The organism is Citrobacter sp. RHBSTW-01013, from assembly GCF_013781985.1.
Classification (GTDB): Bacteria; Pseudomonadota; Gammaproteobacteria; order Enterobacterales; family Enterobacteriaceae; genus Citrobacter; species Citrobacter braakii.
Window position 1 is genome coordinate 20,819 of the sequence record NZ_CP056186.1, and the last position, 20,710, is coordinate 41,528.

The 20,710-nt window shown below is 51.6% G+C and carries 13 protein-coding genes and 3 pseudogenes; 3 read left to right on the plus strand and 13 right to left on the minus strand.

The window, feature by feature from the left end; genetic code table 11:
* Positions 1-5: 5 nt before the first annotated feature.
* The 7 genes and pseudogenes from HV350_RS25120 to HV350_RS25150 all read right to left on the minus strand — a co-directional run bounded on the left by HV350_RS25120 (position 6) and on the right by HV350_RS25150 (position 6,646).
* Positions 6-701 carry a nucleotidyl transferase AbiEii/AbiGii toxin family protein gene (locus HV350_RS25120; protein WP_032736820.1) on the minus strand — a complete coding sequence of 232 codons (696 nt, stop codon included), beginning with the start codon at positions 699-701 and terminating at the stop codon, positions 6-8.
* 14 nt (positions 702-715) lie between these two features.
* A complete protein-coding gene (locus HV350_RS25125) occupies positions 716-922 on the minus strand; it encodes a hypothetical protein (RefSeq protein ID WP_032736819.1) in 207 nt (68 codons plus the stop codon).
* Positions 923-1,557: 635 nt separating this feature from the next.
* A pseudogene (locus tag HV350_RS25130) lies at positions 1,558-1,854 on the minus strand (transposase); the annotation flags it as partial.
* Between the two features lie 263 nt (positions 1,855-2,117).
* A complete protein-coding gene (locus tag HV350_RS25135) occupies positions 2,118-3,140 on the minus strand; it encodes an IS110 family transposase (RefSeq protein WP_001567660.1) in 1,023 nt (340 codons plus the stop codon).
* A gap of 365 nt (positions 3,141-3,505) precedes the next feature.
* The gene (locus tag HV350_RS25140) at positions 3,506-4,510 is read right to left on the minus strand and encodes an IS110-like element IS4321 family transposase (RefSeq protein WP_000427623.1); all 1,005 of its coding nucleotides are present in this window, start codon (positions 4,508-4,510) and stop codon (positions 3,506-3,508) included.
* Between the two features lie 334 nt (positions 4,511-4,844).
* The gene (locus HV350_RS25145; RefSeq protein WP_000156884.1) at positions 4,845-5,867 is read right to left on the minus strand and encodes an IS110-like element IS5708 family transposase; all 1,023 of its coding nucleotides are present in this window, start codon (positions 5,865-5,867) and stop codon (positions 4,845-4,847) included.
* A gap of 179 nt (positions 5,868-6,046) precedes the next feature.
* Positions 6,047-6,646, minus strand: a complete 600-nt coding sequence (locus tag HV350_RS25150; RefSeq protein WP_032736817.1) for a GNAT family N-acetyltransferase — start codon at positions 6,644-6,646, stop codon at positions 6,047-6,049.
* A gap of 265 nt (positions 6,647-6,911) precedes the next feature.
* On the opposite strand from HV350_RS25150, the gene HV350_RS25155 reads away from it, so the two are divergent.
* Together HV350_RS25155 and HV350_RS25160 are read left to right on the plus strand one after the other, a co-directional pair.
* Positions 6,912-7,916, plus strand: a complete 1,005-nt coding sequence (locus HV350_RS25155) for an IS110-like element IS4321 family transposase (RefSeq protein ID WP_000427623.1) — start codon at positions 6,912-6,914, stop codon at positions 7,914-7,916.
* Between the two features lie 277 nt (positions 7,917-8,193).
* Positions 8,194-8,301, plus strand: a pseudogene (locus HV350_RS25160) (MFS transporter); the annotation flags it as partial.
* Between the two features lie 33 nt (positions 8,302-8,334).
* On the opposite strand, the gene HV350_RS25165 reads toward HV350_RS25160, so the two are convergent.
* Entirely contained in the window at positions 8,335-11,232 is a 2,898-nt protein-coding gene (locus tag HV350_RS25165; protein ID WP_001553819.1) for a Tn3-like element Tn5403 family transposase, read from the minus strand.
* A 94-nt stretch (positions 11,233-11,326) separates the two neighbouring features.
* On the opposite strand from HV350_RS25165, the gene HV350_RS25170 reads away from it, so the two are divergent.
* The gene (locus tag HV350_RS25170) at positions 11,327-11,932 is read left to right on the plus strand and encodes a recombinase family protein (RefSeq protein WP_000509966.1); all 606 of its coding nucleotides are present in this window, start codon (positions 11,327-11,329) and stop codon (positions 11,930-11,932) included.
* A gap of 33 nt (positions 11,933-11,965) precedes the next feature.
* On the opposite strand, the pseudogene mobF reads toward HV350_RS25170, so the two are convergent.
* From mobF to traG, 5 genes and pseudogenes are all read right to left on the minus strand, one after another.
* Positions 11,966-14,092, minus strand: a pseudogene (mobF, locus tag HV350_RS25175) (MobF family relaxase); the annotation flags it as partial.
* Positions 14,092-16,158 (minus strand): type IV conjugative transfer system coupling protein TraD, encoded by a 2,067-nt coding sequence (gene traD, locus HV350_RS25180; protein ID WP_071687470.1) that lies wholly within the window; start codon positions 16,156-16,158, stop codon positions 14,092-14,094. The pseudogene mobF and the gene traD, both read right to left, overlap by 1 nt.
* 150 nt (positions 16,159-16,308) lie before the next feature.
* Positions 16,309-17,046: a conjugal transfer complement resistance protein TraT gene (traT, locus tag HV350_RS25185; RefSeq protein WP_071687471.1), complete on the minus strand. Its 738-nt coding sequence runs from the start codon at positions 17,044-17,046 to the stop codon at positions 16,309-16,311.
* 183 nt (positions 17,047-17,229) lie between these two features.
* Positions 17,230-17,805: a conjugal transfer protein TraS gene (locus tag HV350_RS25190; protein WP_071687472.1), complete on the minus strand. Its 576-nt coding sequence runs from the start codon at positions 17,803-17,805 to the stop codon at positions 17,230-17,232.
* Positions 17,806-17,814: 9 nt separating this feature from the next.
* On the minus strand, positions 17,815-20,709 hold the full coding sequence (traG, locus tag HV350_RS25195) for a conjugal transfer mating-pair stabilization protein TraG (RefSeq protein WP_071687473.1): 2,895 nt from the start codon (positions 20,707-20,709) through the stop codon (positions 17,815-17,817).
* Position 20,710 lies beyond the last annotated feature (1 nt).

Consider the following 20,710-nt stretch of genomic DNA (forward strand, 5'->3'; position numbering starts at 1 on the left):
CCATTTTAAGATAGATTTGCTAGTACCTGTGGAGCAACATCACCAATGAGTTTTTGAGCAAAATCATGTTGAATTAACATAGCATCGGCAAGCTCATAATAATGAGCACTATTGGTTTGTATATCTTTAAGCGAGCGGATTAGATCGCTTAAAACAGAAGAACCATAATGTTTTTCGGCCTTTGTAATTGCGCTTTGTGGTATGCCTCCCCACGCATCATACATAGCCAAAATATCAAAAATATCCTTACACTGCCCATGCATACATCTATCTGAATTTGCTAATAATTTAGTATAAAAACAGCTTTCTTGATCTATGAAAGGAATAGGGAACAACTTGCGCGTATCAGCTACTAAATCGTAGTTATCGAAACTAACTATCTCAAGCTTTATCGTTGCGTCCTGTTCTTTTATGAAGGTGCGAACTCCATATCTATCAAACATTATTTCTCTGGCATACTGGAAGTCTTGTTTTACTAAGTTGCCAAGTGAGTTGGATGTAACTTGTTCCCGTACGGCTCGATAAGATGATTTATCAGGGCACAAAAAATCAACATCGATCGATTCTCTATACTCATCTATTTCAAGGGCAATACGAGTTCCCCCTCCGAAATAAATAGAGTTAGCAAAAAAAAAGTCGGCATTGAAATTATTCAATACCGACCTGATTAGTTTATGATGCTTAATCTTATATTCGTTCACTACAGAATGAATCCTTATGCAGCCATAAAGACACCGTTACCGTAAAAATCAGTTAAGGCATCAATCAACTGGCGTTCATTTTGACCTATATGTTTTTCATCAACAAAATTCCAACGCTCTTCGTACATACGAAAAGCCAACATTGCGGGAATTTTCTGAGTGTGAAAATCCCACAGCACTTTATCCAGTTCAGGATAGTTGCCTCGAATAATTTCACCCATAAAGTCACCTATTGCAGTCTACAGACATAGTTACGAGGTTATAGCAAATGCCACAACCAGTTTCGTGTCAAAAAGTGCTATTCCTGCAATTATCATTCAATTATATTGTTGTGATTACCACACGCTGATGTGTTGGCCATCTCCTGATGTGTGCCACCGGCGCTTTAATGTTTCTATAATTTTCATTAGGTTACATATTTTACTACACAACATTAAAACATCAATATTTTTGAATCTCTTAACAGCATATGTGTACTACGTGAAATCGGAGGGAAGGGTAGGGGGAAAGTAACGGATTTTTTGCGTAGCACTGCATAGACAAGTTTGGAGATTGAAATTATTGGGGTCAGTTTGGATATAGAGAATTATTGTACTATAAGGGCTTCCCCGGCATGTCAACGCCGGTGTTTACGGTTTCTGTCTGCACTATAGTAAAAAAATAAAGGGGAGAGACTGCGGTACTATAAACGGTCATGATGAATCGTCATCGATTCGGACCCTGATGAAAGACGCTCGTGAGGCTCTAGTTCGTTAGTCGGGTACACTTGCCCTGTACAATAAGCAGATATACCTCACGGGGTCTAACCCTTTATCATCAACGAGTTGCAGAACAGATGGTCATACAGCTTTGTACTTTAGCTGGCTGAGTACAACCTGAAATCATCACCGTAATGCAATGATGCCCAGCACAGTCTTGCATTTTTGGCAGCGATGGCAACAACAGCGCGCCAGTATCCTCTGCGTTCGACCAGTGAGCAGACCCAACGACTGAATAAATCAGTCCTTTTCTCCGCCCCGATCAGTACCGAGCGGGCACCCTGAACCAGAAGTGTTCTCAGATACGAATCGCCAGCTTTCGTTATCCTGCCAAGCTTCGACTTTCCGCCGCTGCTGTACTGCGATGGTGTCAGTCCCAGCCAGGCTGCCAGCTGGCTATAAGGGCTTCCCCGGCATGTCAACGCCGGTGTTTACGGTTTCTGTCTGCACTATAGTAAAAAAATAAAGGGGAGAGACTGCGGTACTATAAACGGTCATGATGAATCGTCATCGATTCGGACCCTGATGAAAGACGCTCGTGAGGCTCTAGTTCGTTAGTCGGGTACACTTGCCCTGTACAATAAGCAGATATACCTCACGGGGTCTAACCCTTTATCATCAACGAGTTGCAGAACAGATGGTCATACAGCTTTGTACTTTAGCTGGCTGAGTACAACCTGAAATCATCACCGTAATGCAATGATGCCCAGCACAGTCTTGCATTTTTGGCAGCGATGGCAACAACAGCGCGCCAGTATCCTCTGCGTTCGACCAGTGAGCAGACCCAACGACTGAATAAATCAGTCCTTTTCTCCGCCCCGATCAGTACCGAGCGGGCACCCTGAACCAGAAGTGTTCTCAGATACGAATCGCCAGCTTTCGTTATCCTGCCAAGCTTCGACTTTCCGCCGCTGCTGTACTGCGATGGTGTCAGTCCCAGCCAGGCTGCCAGCTGGCGCCCATTCTTAAAATCATGTGCATTACCGATACTGGCGACCAGCGCACAGGCCGTTGTGGGGCCAACGCCCTTCAATTCCATCAGCCGCTGACTGCGATGATCTGTTTTGGCCATGCGGGACAAAATTCGGTCATATTCAGCGATGTTATCTTCAATGCGAGCAACGTGCTCCAGCAAATCATCAACACATTGCTGAACCTGAAGTGGTAAAGAATTCTTCTGCTCAAAAACTATGTGGCGCAGGGCATCTGTACTTTGTGGGGCGATAACGCCGAATTCAGATATCAACCCCCGGAGACGATTATATGTTGCTGTTTTCTCTTCGATAAAACCCTGTCGGGTACGATGCAGACACTGCATTGCCTGCTGGCTCTCATCCTTAACCGGCACAAACCGCATATGTGGGCGACGAACCGCCTCGCAGATAGCCTGAGCATCAGCTGCATCATTTTTCCCTGATTTACCAGCCATGCGGTAAGGCGATACAAATTTAGCGGCCATCAGACGCGGCTCATGACCATACTGCCGAAACAGTCTTGCCCAGTAATGAGCCCCGGAGCACGCCTCCATCCCGATAACACAGGGCGGCAAACCAGCAATCAGCCCGGGAAGAGCTGCGCGGGTTACTCTGGATTTAACCAGAACGGTTTTGCCATTCTGGTCAACGCAATGAACAGCGAACACATTTTTAGCAAGATCGATACCGACAGTAGTAATGGTCATAACGAATCCCTCCGGGGTTGTGTTTACCCCATGATTGCACAAGAGTTAATCAGGCGCATAATCAGGGGAAGTCCCTTCCATTCGTTTAGGGGTCCGCTTGGAAAACGGAATCTATGGTCACTCCCGTTTTTGCAACACCGATTTTGACGACAAGTTGGCTTGCTTGAATCTATCCGGCGTCTGAATGGGATTTTATTCCCGCGCCTTGATGAGTTCCGCGCCTGATGAACCTCCAGAAAATATACGGCTTCAATGAGCCTTTCCGTTTTACAGGTTCCTCAACAGGCCGGTGGGCCGTTAGTATCATCAATATCAGTATTCGCAAAACCAGATCAGTAATTCTTTAAACCGGTGTATTTCTGCCGTTATGCTACATAAGTTTGCTGTCGTGCCGTTAGGGCCCAGGCTATTCTGGCCAGCTTGTTTGCCAGAGCACAAGTGACGACAAAGTTGCTTTTCCGGCACAGTAAATCCCTGACCCAATCGGCCAATTTTCCAGACTGGTGTTCCAGTTTTTGTATGAATACCCTGGCACATTGAACCAACAAAGTTCGGATCTTTTTATTACCTCGCTTACTAATTCCCAGCAATGTCGTCCTACCTCCCGTGCTGTACTGCCGAGGTACAAGCCCTGTTGCCGCCGCAAAGTCACGGCTGCTGGCGTACTGCTTCCCGTCGCCAATCTCAGTTGAAATAGTACTCGCTGTCAGTGTTCCGACGCAGGGAATGCTCAGCAAGCGCTGTCCAACCTCATCTTCGTCCAACTTTCGTTTCAACTGGGATTCCAAATCTTTAATCTGCTCAACAAGATAGTGATAATGCTGTTGTAATTTCAGCAATAACTGGCTGAGGTAAAGAGGCAAACTATTGTCCTCAAGAATGGTACTCAGTCGGCTAATAACGGCAGCTCCTCGGGGAACGCTAATGCCAAATTCCAGCAGAAAAGCATGCATTTGATTGGTTGTTTTTACCTTATCCTGAACCAGGGATTCACGGACACGATGCAGAGCCCGCATTGCCTGCTGAGATTCCGTTCTGGGCTGCACAAAACGCATAGACGGACGCGATGCAGCTTCACAAATAGCTTCGGCGTCGACAAAGTCGTTTTTATTGCTTTTAACGAACGGGCGGACAAATTGTGGTGATATCAGCTTTGGGGAATGCCCCAACTCTTCCAACTTGCGTGCCATAAAGTGAGAACCGCCACAGGCTTCCATTGCGATGGTTGTAGCGGGGCATGTCGCCAAAAATTCGATCAACTTTGGCCGGGTAAATTTTTTACGGTAAACAGCCTTCCCGCGACGATCCTGGCAATGAATATGGAAAGAGTTTTTACCCAGATCGATACCAATGAGCGCAATGTTTTCCATGATAGTTCTCCGAATGAAAGCCTGTCCTCAGCATAGTACCGGGAAGGAGGGAGTGACCATCTCATTAATTATCCTACTATAAGGGCTTCCCCGAACAGTCAACGCCGGTTTTTAATTTCTGTCTGTTCATCAATGAAAGGCAAGGGATAAGACTGCGCTACTATAAACGGTCATGCTGAATCGCTAGTGATTCGGACCCTGATGAAAGACGCTCGTGAGATCCTCCTTCGTTAATCGGATAGTGATATCCAGTAGGATATGCAGATACTTCTCACGGGGGTCTAACCCTTTACCATCAACAATTTACAGTTCAGTTACTACTCAGTTAAATTTTTCATGTTGTTGAATACAGTCTGAAGTCATCGCCGTAATGTAATGATGCCCAGCACAACCTCGCATTCTTGGCGGCGATTGCAACGACAGCACGCCAGTATCCCCGCCTACCAATCAACGAGCAGACCCAACGGCTAAACGGGTCCGTTCTATTCTCTGCCCCTACCATTACAGAACGGGCTCCCTGGACCAGTAGGGTTCGCAGATAGGCATCACCCGCTTTTGTTATCCTGCCAAGCTTTGATTTTCCGCCACTACTGTATTGTGATGGCGTTAGCCCCAACCAGGCTGCCAGTTGGCGCCCGTTCTTAAAATCATGGGCATTGCCAATACTGGCGACCAGCGCACTCGCTGTGGTGGGCCCAACACCTTTCAGTTCCATTAACTGCTGGCTGCGATGATCTGTTTTGGCCACACGAGATAATACCCTGTCATATTCGGCGATTTTCTCTTCAATATTAGTGACATGTGTCAATAGATCATCAATGCACAGCCTAACCTGTACTGGCAGAGTTTCCTTCTGGTCAGAAACAACATGACGCAGAGCATCAGTGCTTTGTGGGGCAATAACCCCGAATTCAGATATCAGGCCCCGAAGACGGTTATACGTTGCTGTTCTTTCCTGGATAAATCCCTGTCTTGTCCGATGTAAGCATTGCATTGCCTGCTGGCTTTCGTCTTTGACTGGTACAAAGCGCATATGCGGCCGCTGCACTGCCTCACAAATAGCTATTGCATCAGCTGCATCATTTTTCCCGGTCTTACCCGCCATGCGATAGGGTGAGACAAATTTCGGAGCCATCAACCGGACATCATGGCCATACTGCCTGAATAATCTTGCCCAATAGTGGGCACCCGAGCAGGCTTCCATTCCAATGACACAGGGAGGTAAACCTGCGATGAGTTCAGAAAGTGCTGCACGCGACACCTTGGGTTTAACCAGAACAGCTTTACCATTTTGGTCAATGCAGTGAACAGCAAACACATTTTTAGCAAGATCGATACCGACAGTGGTGATGGTCATAACGAATCCCTCTGGGTCAATGTTTATCCTATGATTGCACGAAAGTTAATCAGGCGCATATCTAGGGGAAGTCCCTTCCATTCGTTAAGATGAGCAAACAACCGAGTTGTCTTTGGTGTCAGTTTGGAAAGTGTATGTAAGACGAACGGCCACCTGATCGGCGGCCTAATCTGGAGAATTTAATCTTTGCAGGCTACTACAGCGTTAATGATGTTTTGAACATCGCTGTTGTTAAGCATAAAGACCGGCAATCCCTCACTAGCATCTTTGCTACTCATGACGCAAAGCCCCGCATACATGCCGCGTGTACGGTCAAAATCACTGCTATCTGGGGCGAAAAAATCCCCCTTGTTAACCATCCCAGCAGCTTCGTAAAATGGTACTAATTCAGAAGAGCATAACAAGCCCATTTCATAGGGTTGAGAGAGAAGCGCCTCGAGCATTTGGCTACCGATACCATGCCCACGATACTGCTCATGTACATAGATTTTATGGCAGTAGCGTATCAGTGAGGCTTTTGGATGCCCGAAAATCAAAGCATACCCATAAAACTCACCCTCATTCGCTGCCCCCATAACTTGCAGGTGTCCAGCCTGATAGCATTCCTCAAGCACTCCCACGACGTACTTTTTTGCAACCTCCATTTGAGCTTCTGTAGCCATAAACATCAAAGCTGATAGCTCAGAAGAAAAAATAAGGTCTTGCAGGATGCCACCTGCTTCACTATCAAAAATTTCGGGTAGGTACGGTGCAATTTCTAATGCTGCGGAATCGGTCATTTTTACAGCCCCTGTTGTTATGGTTTAAGCAAATTAATCATACCAGCGAAGCAGAAAACTTTACCCGTCATTTCAAAGTCATCGGGGTCAATATGCGGGATCTTAACCCTCGGTTTCGGAAACAAAAACCCCTAGCCCCGCCATTCGGCAGTCAACCAGAAGCATTCTGGTTAAAAAGCAGCCTTAGCGTGGTTTATTTAATGAGATGGTCACTCCCTCCTTCCCGGTACTATGCTGAGGACAGGCTTTCATTCGGAGAACTATCATGGAAAACATTGCGCTCATTGGTATCGATCTGGGTAAAAACTCTTTCCATATTCATTGCCAGGATCGTCGCGGGAAGGCTGTTTACCGTAAAAAATTTACCCGGCCAAAGTTGATCGAATTTTTGGCGACATGCCCCGCTACAACCATCGCAATGGAAGCCTGTGGCGGTTCTCACTTTATGGCACGCAAGTTGGAAGAGTTGGGGCATTCCCCAAAGCTGATATCACCACAATTTGTCCGCCCGTTCGTTAAAAGCAATAAAAACGACTTTGTCGACGCCGAAGCTATTTGTGAAGCTGCATCGCGTCCGTCTATGCGTTTTGTGCAGCCCAGAACGGAATCTCAGCAGGCAATGCGGGCTCTGCATCGTGTCCGTGAATCCCTGGTTCAGGATAAGGTAAAAACAACCAATCAAATGCATGCTTTTCTGCTGGAATTTGGCATTAGCGTTCCCCGAGGAGCTGCCGTTATTAGCCGACTGAGTACCATTCTTGAGGACAATAGTTTGCCTCTTTACCTCAGCCAGTTATTGCTGAAATTACAACAGCATTATCACTATCTTGTTGAGCAGATTAAAGATTTGGAATCCCAGTTGAAACGAAAGTTGGACGAAGATGAGGTTGGACAGCGCTTGCTGAGCATTCCCTGCGTCGGAACACTGACAGCGAGTACTATTTCAACTGAGATTGGCGACGGGAAGCAGTACGCCAGCAGCCGTGACTTTGCGGCGGCAACAGGGCTTGTACCTCGGCAGTACAGCACGGGAGGTAGGACGACATTGCTGGGAATTAGTAAGCGAGGTAATAAAAAGATCCGAACTTTGTTGGTTCAATGTGCCAGGGTATTCATACAAAAACTGGAACACCAGTCTGGAAAATTGGCCGATTGGGTCAGGGATTTACTGTGCCGGAAAAGCAACTTTGTCGTCACTTGTGCTCTGGCAAACAAGCTGGCCAGAATAGCCTGGGCCCTAACGGCACGACAGCAAACTTATGTAGCATAACGGCAGAAATACACCGGTTTAAAGAATTACTGATCTGGTTTTGCGAATACTGATATTGATGATACTAACGGCCCACCGGCCTGTTGAGGAACCTGTAAAACGGAAAGGCTCATTGAAGCCGTATATTTTCTGGAGGTTCATCAGGCGCGGAACTCATCAAGGCGCGGGAATAAAATCCCATTCAGACGCCGGATAGATTCAAGCAAGCCAACTTGTCGTCAAAATCGGTGTTGCAAAAACGGGAGTGACCATAGATTCCGTTTTCCAAGCCGACCCCTACTCCGTCAATCAGTTTACCAGTATGATTTTTATGATTGGCTACGGAATAATCCAGGATAAACTCGGCCTCAAAAAGCATCTGATCTGGCTCCTGAGTGTCATTTTAGGGGTCGGTTCCGGCTGAGGGCGAAATGACACCCTAAGCTTTCGGTTCCTTGGGCCAAAGATATTCGCCAGTCAGTAGAATGTGCGCCCAGCCCAATGGGGATATGTGGGGAAGAAATTCAGGGGGAACATCCAACCCTTCGTTCCGCCGCTCCGTGACGGCATGACCAAGATGGACGGTATTCCAGTAAATGATCACCGCAGTCAATAAATTGAGCCCAGCGATTCGGTAGTGCTGCCCCTCTGTCGTGCGATCGCGAATTTCCCCCTGCCTCCCGATACGGAGCGCATTTTTGAGCGCATGGTGGGCCTCTCCCTTGTTAAGACCGATCTGAGCACGCCGCTGCATGTCCGTATCCAGGATCCACTCAATAATGAAAAGGGTCCGTTCAATACGACCAACTTCACGAAGCGCAACTGCAAGGTTGTTTTGTCGTGGGTAAGAAGCGAGCTTGCGCAGGAGTTGGCTGGGCCTGATTTTGCCAGCGGTCATCGTCGCGGCACAACGGAAAATATCAGGCCAGTTCGCAACGATAAGATCCTCCCGGGCTTTTCCACCTACCAACTTGCGTAACTCCCTGGGGGTCGTATCGGGATTAAATACGTACAACCGCTTCGATGGCAGATCCCTGATTCGCAGAACGAGATTGTAGCCGAGCAGGCTACTGGCTCCGAACAAATGGTCGGTGAATCCTGCTGTATCGGCATACTGTTCGCGAACATGGCGACCGACCTCGTTCATCAGTAGTCCATCGAGAATATACGGTGCCTCGCTCACGGTCGCCGGGATCGACTGACAAGCGAATGGCGCGAACTGGTCGCTTACGTGAGTATACGCTTTGAGGCCGGGAACAGAACCATATTTGGCATTGACCATGTTCATGGCTTCGCCATGCCGCGCTGTCGGGAAAAACTGACCATCGCTCGATGCTGACGTGCCCATCCCCCAGACGCGTGACATCGGCAGTTTACCCTGCGCGGCCACCACAATTGCCAATGCCTGGTTCATGGCTTCGCTTTCAACATGCCAGCGGGCAAGGCGTGAGAGCTGCCAGTAATCATGCGTGTTTGTAGCTTCCGCCATCTTACGCAGGCCCAGATTGAGCCCTTCAGCGAGCAGGACGTTGAGCAGACCGATCCGGTCGCGACATGGAGCCCCGGTTCTCAGATGGGTAAACGCATCTGTGAAACCAAGGGCTGCATCAACTTCAAGCAGCATGTCGGTAATCCGAACGGACGGCATTCGGCGATACAGATCCAGTATGAGTGCCTCGGCACCATCCGGCACGTCTGCTGTCAACCTGTCGATCCGCAACGTTCCATCTTCTATGCTACCGTGCGGAATAGTGCCGTTACGGGCAGCCCGGGCCAGCCGCTTAAGAGCGATCGTGAGTCGCGCCTTTCTGTCTGCCAGCCAATCCTGTGGGTTGGAAGGCACGGCCAGTTTTGCATTTTCCTGCGCCGCGATCATCGGCACCAGTACCTGCTTGAGGTCACCATAGCGGCGCGAATGAGCGAGCCAGACATCTCCGGAACGAAAAGCATCCCGGAGGTGAAAGAGTACCGCCACTTCCCAAAGACGGGTATCTCCTTTTTCCTGAGCTCGTAAATGACGGTTCCATTTGGAGCTGGGCCGCAGGAAACGCCTTTCTGGCGATGCAACACCTTTCATCTCTCCGATCGACAAAGCTGCTGCTACCAATGGTCCGGCGACCGGCGCGGCTTCGAGCTTCAGACAGCGCAACATGCGGGGCGCATAACGACGAAAGCGATGGTATCCCTGCCCGACATATGCAAGAGGCTCATCGGCTAGCGTGTTGCTGAGTTGAGTCCCTGTCGCTACCAGTTGAGCGAGCCGGTCCCATGCAACCGAACTGGCGACAGCCATCTCCAGCGGGGTTCCGTCACTGCGGGCCTCAAGCAACGAAGCTCCCAGCGCGGTGAAGGTACGGATCGTATCCGTGAGTGTGGCTTTAGAGCCGGAAATTGTTTCGTCATGCTGGCGCTTCGCTTCCCGCCAGGTTTTTCCTACGATCCTGTCATGGGTTTCGACTATGGCATCAGCAATCGCCGCTTCCCACTCCACAACACAGACGGCAAGGATCGCCCAGCGGCGGTCCGAAGTGATGTCACGCAAACCGTCGGTGAAGTAGCGTTCACCCTGCCGACGCAGCCGGGCAATGCGATGGGCAGGTATGCTGGCCAAAGCACTATGATTGATATTCAGGGTACGCAGAAATTCGAGCCTGTCGAGCAAACGGTTAGCAGCAGCCGAGTTGTTACCAACCTCGAAGTTGCGAAGCCAGATGAAACGACTGATATTGCCGGCGAGCATTTCACTCAGAAGTTTGTCCAGGTGATCGCGAACATCCGCTGTTAAATTTTCCGCAATCCGCGTTTCAATCCGCCGCTCAGCGGCGACCAGAGCATCCGCGCACAAGCGCTCGATTGTCGATACTGCGGGCAGAATGGTGGAAGTTTCCCGACACCGCACAATAAAACGATGAGCAAGATCCTCGTTTGATCTGGCATCTTCGGCCTGGCCGAAAGTCCACTCCCGCAGATCACGGGCACCACGGCCCGTGAAGGTCTTGTAGCCGTAAATTTCGCGCAGCGTGTCCATGTGCTGCTGACGGGTTTGGCGCCGTGTGGCATAAGTGAGAAGCGCATCAGCCGGAACTCCAAGCTGAGCACCGACGAAGGAAAGGACTTCACGCGGGATCATCTCACCAGGAGCCAGTGCACGGCCCGGATATCGTAAGGCACAAAGTTGCAGGGCAAAGCCAATCCTGTTTTCCGGTCTGCGGCGCTGCCTAATGTTTTCCAGGTCATCATCGCCCAGCGTGTAGAACTTCAGTAGCGACAGTTCGTCCGTGGGCAGATCGAACAGCGCTGCTCGCTGCCGTTCGGTGAAAATATGGCGTCGTGACATACAAATTCGTCCCTTTTGAAGTATAGTCTGTTTTGGACAACAGCCAGCCCATATAAATCAGGGCGTTCCGATACAAAAATCCAGGAGGGTTCAATTGGGACATCGTGCCGCCATTTACTGCCGGGTTTCAACAGCGGATCAGTCTTGTGAACGCCAGGAATTTGATCTGCGAGCCTTCGCCGGCCGTGCCGGCTACGACGTGGTGGGAATATTTAAGGAAACAGGTTCAGGAACTAAACTCGACCGGGCCGAGCGAAAGAAAGTCCTGGCGCTTGCCCAGTCCAGACAAATTGATGCAATCCTGGTCACTGAGCTTTCCCGGTGGGGGCGCTCGACGCTCGATCTGCTCAATACGCTACGTGAACTGGAGAACTGGAAGGTTTCCGTGATAGCCATGAATGGAATGGCGTTCGATCTTTCGTCGCCGTATGGACGAATGCTGGCGACGTTTCTTTCCGGCATTGCGGAGTTTGAGCGGGATCTCATCAGCGAGCGGGTCAAGTCAGGCCTTGCTGTTGCGAAGGCACGTGGTAAGAGGCTTGGTCGTCAGGCCGGAGTGCGACCAAAATCAGACCGACTTTTGCCTAAGGTGGTTGCGATGAGGGCCGAGGGACGCAGCTATCGCTGGATCGCACGCGAGCTCGGTATCAGCAAGAATACCGTCGCTGACATCGTGCAACGACACAGAGCTAACGCTTAGGGTGTCATTTCGCCCTCAGCCGGAACCGACCCCCAGTTGCGACACCTTCAGGGTCAGACGACGCCCGTCGTCCCCCTGCAACACCAGGCTGTTGGTGGCCTCTGCCACCCGGTCTATGGTATGGCGGGTCATCGTTTTCTTCTCAGCATCCCACTGCTCCATCACCATCCCGGCCCGGTAGTTATCGCGCTGATGGCGGGTTTTACTGTCCAGCCACACCGGCTCCAGCACCTGCAGCGTCACCTGCTCCCGGCCCAGCTCACCCGCATCACGCCGCGTATCCCGGATAATCTCCGTCAGCTGCTGCTGTTCCCGGGCACCGGTCACCTGGGCCACCACATCCCGTCCTTCAGCTGACAGGCGCACGTACTCCTGTGCCAGCTGGCTGTAGCGACTCCGCTTGCCCGCCTCGCTGACCAGCCGCACTTCCGGCAGCTGCGTGCCGTAAAACCGGTACTGGGGAATATCCGCTTCTTTGAGCACAGACAGGGCATTACCCGTGCCCTGCCGGTTCTCGGTATCCATGAATATCAGCTGTGCCCCGGCGCTGAGTGCCTTTTCCTGCAGCAGCACGGTCTCTTTCAGCGACAGTCGCTCCGCCCGGTCGACGATAACCGTCCCCTGAACCGGCAGTACGGTGTCAGCGTTCATCTGCGAGCGCAGCATCACCTGGCCTGCCAGGTGCGGGCTTTCCGCCAGGAACTGGCCACTGCGCCCGTCAGCCGCAATCACCAGCACTGCCCGGCCCTGAGAACGGGCCATCATGGCCACATCTGCCGTACGCTCGCGCAGGGCCTGCGCGCCCCCGCGCCCGCTGAGAATGGCCACCGGGCTTTTATCCTGCGTCAGGACAGAGACCGCATCACTGGCAGGCATATCACGTTCTTTTGCCCGTTCCGGAAAGACCAGCACGGTCTGCTCCGCAACGGCAGTGCGCGCCAGCTGATGGACACTGAGTTCATTCAGCAGGTGGATATCAGAGGTGAAGATGCCCTTCTCCCGGTCCAGGGGAATAAGACGCTGTCCTTCAATCGCGGCCTCAATACCGGTACGCGCCTGTTCAAACAGGCCAGACACGGACGGCAGGCGGTTGACCGTGCCGGCCAGCATTTCGGACCAGGTGAACTGGACCTTTTTGTCCGACAGCGCGGAGATTGTGTCGCTGACCGCTTTCTGCACCTGTTCGTCAGCAACCCCGCCGGAAGACACGCCTCCCGGCTGGCCCGGCGCACGAATACCTCCATGACCAGTAACAACAGGACCAGAAACGTCCACGCGCGCCTGCGCCTGGCTGATGTAGTGACCGATATCGAATTTTTCGTCGGTTAAGCGCCGGCGCCAGTCAGCTTTCAGCAGTTCAGGATCGGCCCAGGCTTTAGCCTGGCGGGTATCGAGTGCAGCAACATCACGAGATTTAGCTGAAGCGTCCGGCCCGGCGGCCTCCCGGATGGCCTGACTGCGCGAAGAAAAAACGTCCACCGGCACATCCTTCAGCTCCCACAGGCCATGTTTCCCCGCCGCCACCGTTTCGAATCCCATAGACTCAATGTCTTCCCGTAAGGCAGAGCGGTACAGGTTCCCCAGCGCTATCTTGGTGGCGTACAGATTCTCAGAAAAACCGGTTTTCATCCGGGTATCGCTGGCCAGCGACCGCCATTTTTCACCGGCGAATGTCGCATTAAAGACCAGGGCGTGGGTGTGCACCTGCGGGTCCAGGTCCCGGGAGGTGTCATGGTTATACAATGCAGCCACCATACTGCCAGTCAGCACCGTTTCCGTTTTTCCCTCCTGCGTGATGCGGGCGCTGACCAGTTGCTCCACTTCCTGCATCACCACCGCCACGGCCCGGTTATGCGCCTCAATAAAACGCCGGTCCTCCCCGACCAGCGCCATGACGGAGACACTTTTGGGAGCTGAAAAGGTCAGGTCGTAACCGCTGCGGTGTTTGTTGACACCGTCAACCATCCGGGACAGGTCACTGCCGTCAGGCAGTCTGCTCTGGCGGACTGCATCCATATCGGCGCTGGCGACTTCCCCCTTCAGGCCCAGCCTCTCCGCACCTTCCCCCATCCAGCGGGACTCCAGGGAACCGCTGGCATAGTAGTTGTCTTCGTGGCTGTAATAGCCCGCATCACCCTTGATGGAAGAGATGGATAGCATCAGTACACCTCCCTGTCTCCATCAATCTCATGCGTTTTGTCTGTCGCATGGTTGATATTGACCTCTTCCCGGCGGGTCATGTCGCGGGTCTGATGCTGGCCCTGCTCCCAGGCCTCATAGGCCGCAAAATCCACCACTTCCCCGTCACCGTTCAGGCCCGGCGGCATCTCCCGGGGTAAATCCTGTTCGATATCCCGCTCTGTTCCCCCGGAGGAGGCTGATGCGCTTTCCGGCACTGGCGTCACGGGAGTAAACAGGCCGTCCAGGCTCAGGCGTTCTTCTTCCGTACGGCGGACCAGCTCATCCTCAATATTCTTATCAAGACTGGTCTGCACATCCCGCAACAGCAGGGCGTCAGCCACTTTAGGCATCGCGTCATACTTCATGGTCAGTTTCACTACCGGGTAGCTTCCCGGCAGGGTGACAAAGCACTGCAGGTCGTTCAGGGACTGCACGTCCGAGTAGCTGACGATACTGACGCGTTCTTCCTCCTTGCCAAACGAAATCCCGTCACGCACCTGCTCATGACCAAAGCTGGTCTGTTCGCTGAATTTCAGACGGCGGGTTTCCCCGATATCCTCTTCCACAAACTTCGCAATCTGGGCGCTCGGGGAACGGAAGAAAAATTTGGTGTTCAGCAGGTCGAATATCTCTGCGGCCCCTTTCGGCCCATAAATGTTTTCCATCTGGGCGAAGTTCTGAAATCCCAGGGCAAAGCAACCGCCAAACTTACGGGCTTCTGAAATAATACGCGGCAGGGTGGACAGCTTGTGCAGTGAGGCCAGTTCGTCATAAAAAAACCAGACGCGGCGCTGACGGTTAGGCCCCATCGCCAGCAGACTGGTGGCGGCAATACTGAGCCACAGGGAGATCAGCGGTTTGAGCGACTCGTGGTTCTGTTCATCAGAGGTGATAAACAGCCAGCCATTCTTCGATTTATCCGCCTGGCCCTTCATCCATTCCCGGATGGTGAATTTCTCCCGTCCCGGGCGGTCAATGCCCTGCAGGTAACGCATCGCCTTGACGTAGTTGGTCAGTACGCTGCGGATGGAGATGGCAGTCTTCTCAATTTTGCCGTCAACCAGCGTGGAGGCGGGTGTTCCGGCGAGGAAAGCGCGTAACTGGTCCAGCTGAATTGCCAGCAGTGTACGCAGGAATTTGTTGTAGCTGCGGCCCTCGTCCTTACGCATGCGCTCTGCACCTTCCGCAAAGATGGTGCGCGCACTGCCCTGCCAGAACGGATCTTCGCCACTGCTGGCCGGGATCAGCGTTGTACTGGCATTCTCCAGTTCGGAAATCGTGCGGCACTCCTCCCATAAATCCCAGTTGGGACAACGGGAATCCAGCGCATTCAGCACTTCATCGCGAGATTCATCGTAGAAATCCTCCACGAACGTACAGCCCTTGTCGTAGATGATGACCAGGTCACCACGGTCACGCAGTTGCTTGAGGATTTTACGCATCAGGGTGGATTTACCGGTCGATACTGTCCCGTGCATGGCGAAGTTCTGGATTTCAGAATCCAGCTTCAGCGGCAGGTCATCGATACGAATATCGGAGGCTTCTCCGCGTTTTTTCAGCAGGCGGGCCACGTCTTTGGGTGATTCACTGAGGACGCGTCCCCCGATGATTTCATCCTCACTCTGCTGGCGACCGGTACGCCCGAGGTACCAGTACACGGCCAGCGTAGCCAGAAAAGCGACCAGCAGCGAAGCACAACCGGCAATCACCAGCTCCTGTTTCAGCAACTGCCCGCAATAGACTGTGTAATTGTCGCTGAGGATCTGCCGGGCGCTGTACTGCAGGGTATGCTCGTAATACCGGATATTATAAACCGGCTGGCTGACCATTCTTTCAGTAAACGGTGACATGAACCGGACAAACCAGTAAATAATACCGTTAGTCAGATTCTGAATACTCATACGCATCAGTACAACGGCAAGACCAAATAATACCGTTCCCATAATGACGTAATAAGAAATAAGATTATTTATCTGCAGGAACATTTTCAGGCGCATAAAAGCGACCTGACCGCCCTGCGTTAAATCGCGAGGATTCAGGCTCATTATATTTTCCCGGAAGCAGGTAACCAGCAGACATGCCGGATACAGGCCTGTCTGCATGCGCTAACAGATTATTTGATATAATTAAACAGCGTGATGTATTTCAGGAAATGAGATTTAAAACAGGGTGGCCCGGCGGCCACCCTGATGGTATTACAGAATATTGGCGACAGATTTCGCCAGCTGATCTTCGAGGACAGGTTTTGCTTCTTCGAATTTCAGGTTAACTTTATTGGCAGATGAGACAATACGTGTCTGGTATTTATGCTGATTACCGGTCTGCGTGCTGGTCTGCACTTTATATCCGGAAGTACCCTGTTTCAGGGCGGCAACATTATCGGTCTGCACGCTGGTATTTGTTTTTTCAGAAATCTGAATATCCGTCACCATCGTATAGTTGATATCTTCCACCATCGCGTCAGCGGCCATTCCCACCAGGCCCGCCGCCAGGCCAACACCTAATGTCGCGCCGGCAGAACCGGAGTTATAACCGGTAATACCCGCGCCTAACGCTGCGCCCGCTATTGCACCTTCGTAGCCCTGGCTCAGGAACCCCTGGGCGGTACGCAGGTCCATTTTATCGGCTTTCAGGACATTAGCCTGAATCCAGTAGTGTGCGCTGTCCGGCGATGACGTGATGGTATAACCCTTATCCTGAACCGCTTTGGTCACTTTCGCCTGCAGGCCGGACATATCTTTGTCAGAGGTATTTTTTATCTGGAGATACACGGTTTTCTGTGAGGATGGCTCCAGCCAGATGGTTTCACTCATCTGGGTTTTCACTTCGAGGTTACGTTTCTTAATCGCTGTGCTCATCGCGCCACACCCGGAGAGCACGAGGACAGAGGATAAAACGGCAGTCATTGCCATCAGCTTAACGTTTTGTTTCATATAATTTTTCTCATTTCCATATAAGTCGCATGTCATATGCCATATGCCATGCCCGGAGGTACTATTGTTATTACTCCACACACTCAATGTGCGTATAGTTAATGTACAGGCAGAAGCACAACCACATCAACACTATGGTTATGCTGTGCGAATTTTCAGAAGTTTTAATACACAATGAGACGCTTATTTTGGTGATGCAGTAAGCAACTCTTTCACTTTTGATAAACCACTAACTACTGCAGGTGTGAAGTAGGGGGTCATCATCATGTTATAAATAAATGTAGAAATTATGACTGTCGCAAACCAACTGCCACCCATAAAAGCGATCATTGCGGGTTCATTTAATGTAAAACACACACCAACAAAAAGATTAGTTACTATTGCAAAACATAGAATATATTGAAGTTTAGTTTTGGCAAGTTTTAACAATACTGATTTCCGCCTCGTTTCATCACTTAGACACGAAATCATCATTACGGGGTTATGACATACGATGAGAAGTACAAAGGATGGAAGTAATAAAACCCCCAAGAAACCAATGCAATAAACGATAATCGCTTCCCTAACTCCACCTCTATACTCACCTTCCCAAATATAAAAATCGAGAACACTTAGAAGAAACTGCACTACTAGAGCGACGGCTACAACCTTAGATAAAAATCTAACAGAGTTTAAAACAGAAGGGATCTCATAATTCCTTTTAAGATCCTCAAGAAGCATTTCTACATCTTTTTTTAAATCATCAGTTGTTACTCTCATTATTCCCTCTTAAAAATCACCGTGTTTTTTTATCTCGTCTTTCAACTTTCCAATATTCTCTTTTGCGTCTCCGGCATTTAACGGTATTGCTGACTGCCGGTATTCCTCTTCTTTTTTGGCTTTATCAAAATCTTTATTACCCTGCTCATGCTCACTCTGCAAGCGGTTGTATTCTTCCTTCGGTGTATTGCCGGACGAGATCACAGTATTTTTTTCATCACTGACCTGAGATTCGGCGTGACGGCGTCTGTCAGCCACATCGCCGCTGACGTCACCCTGCTGCCTCACGCCACCTTCGTTTGCCCGGTTTTCCATTTGTGTCTGTTGCGCATGATATTCACCCTGCAGGTTACCGCCCCCGTAGGAGGCCCCCACACTTCCCATCCCCTCACCGGTACGGCCTCTGTTCTCTTCAAACTCCTGCAGCAGTTGCGGTTTCATGCGGTCTTCCACAAATGACTGCGCCAGTCTGTCGCGCTCGGCACGGACTTCCGGGCTGGCCGCATCAGAAAGCAGCTGGTCAGCTTCGCCCGGACGCTTGCTGGTAACATAACCCACAAACTCCTGGGAGTAGTTCTGGTTAATACTGGCACTGTTATTTTCAGCATAGCTGGCCAGCTGCGAGTACTCGTGACTACGCGTAACCGCATCGTTGTACTGCGATGCTTGGCTTTTCAGACTGGAGAAGGTGGACGACAGCTGGTTAGCCAGAGAGGCCGACGCATTGTCCGTATGACTGCCGCTGTCGGTCACGCGGCTGGAAGTCACCACATCCATTGCATCGCGGAAATCCTTCATCTCCTGGGCACTGAATCCTTTGCTGGTCCCACCCTGCTGAGTCAGGTCGGAACTGGTGCCATGCGAGGAGCCGCTTCTGCCCGTATACTCACCTTTCAGATGCGCTTCCCCTGAGACTTTCCCTCCGGTCACAAGGCCGGCAACTTTGCCGAGAATCTGGCGGTCTGAGTCAACAGAGCCCTGCACACTGGCACCGGCACCAAAACTCATATCCTGGCTCTTGGTTGCGGCTGCCCGAACCCCTTCTGCCAGGCTGACATTTTCATCCCGGGCATACCGGGAACCAATCGACTGAATGGTGTTCAGCGCTTTGGTCAGATTACTGCTGGCAGAGGCGTCGCTGCCTGCCACCGTGGTGTCGCTGTTACCCCGCTGCTGGCTCCACTGGCTCATCTGCGACGTGGCGAGGCTCGAGGTCTGTGACAGGCTGTTGCTGAGGCTCTGCGCTTCGCTCAGCGCATCACGCTGTTGTTGCTGCCAGCTGCTGGATGCGGTTTTCCCCAGCGCAATATCGACAGGCAGTTTTGAAATCGCCTCTGTGGTGTTGTAGACATTCTGCCCGGACGAGGTCAGGGTTTTCGTCGCCCCGCTTTCCAGTTGACTGGTCATATGCCCTTCACGATGGCTGTAGTTGGTGTCCCACTTGTTACCCTGTACGTTCCCGGTCGACATATTGTTATAGTGCCAGTTACCGTCGACAGCCTGAGATGACGACTGGGTGGAGGCCGACTGCAGCGTCTGGCCAAGGTAGTTCCCCGCCTGCGACACCACCTGACCCAGCCCTTTCACCATCCCCCAGGCAATAAACGGAATGGACAGCGCGAGCCAGCCCGCCGTGGTCCCGATATCGGAGTAGGTGTTCTGCACCTGGTCAAAGGTGGCCAGCGTCACCGCCGTCCCGTTGAGTTTGCCTTGCAGGTAAAAATTCATCGCATGATTCAGGATGGAAAACAGCAGGGGCCACATCTGCAGGTAAGCAATAGTGTAGACATACCCTTTAATAATCATCCAGGACAGGGAACTCACCATTGCCAGCACAACCAGAATCGGGAACAGGGCAATCGTCATGCCGAGCAGCACCGAATACATCACCGGCAGCGTATTGGCGGCCACCGAGGCGCTGGTTGCCTGCGAGAGACGCATTTTGGCCATCGAGGTCTGGGTGGCCACATTCACCAGCCCTGCCGTATCACCGTTCTGGGCAGAAAAACTCTCCAGACCACTGCGCAGGCCATTCATTATCACGTTCTTGCGAATAATTTCGGTGGAGGTCAGGGATGTGCCGTGAAAATAGCTGTAGCTGTCGCCCAGCATTTCGGTAAACAGTGCCGCCTTATTCCCGTTTGTCGGCCCGAACACCTGGTTGGTAAACCCGTGGGTCATGTTCAGGACCTGCTGCAGAAACGGCTGCGGGTTGGCCCCGCTGATGTCGCTGGAATCGGTGTTAATTTTGGTTGTGGCCTGTTCGCAGGTCAGGAAATTTCGGTTTTTGTCGTACAGGCCGCGCAACGGACTGGGACGACTGAATATCAGCGCATACGGGTCGGAGGCATTCATCAGGTCCCCGATGGTGTACTTGTTGTTCAGCATGATATCGCCCACCACACAGTTATGGACGTAATCCGTGAACATACGCTGAATTTCCGGTTCAGAAAAACGAAAATCGGTACTGCCTGCGGCCAGTTGCGCCCCGAACAGCATCCCGGTTTTGCTGTAGGTCAGCGCATCCGGGCGGGCAAAGATAAAATCGTAAGTCTGCGCCATCCCGGCCCCGATACGGGTAATCAGGCTGGCCGGTGCGGCAAGGCCGGTCGGGACATTATCCACCTGATAAATGGCGGCAGGCTCAGACAGGTCCACCACCTGGACATTCGTTTTGTCGCCAATCATAACGGCCAGCACAAAAACATAGAAGGCCACCCACTTCGCCAGGTCCATCAGGTTACGGGTGCGGATATAGGTTGCCGCCCCAACAATCACAGACACGGCGGTAGCCATCACAATCAGCGCATCCCCCGCCCGGCTGTTAAAGAAGGCGGCCACCCCGTTGAGCGTGTCCTGGAACCACGCCCCGCCCGCCACGGTATAAATCGTTTCCACCGACATA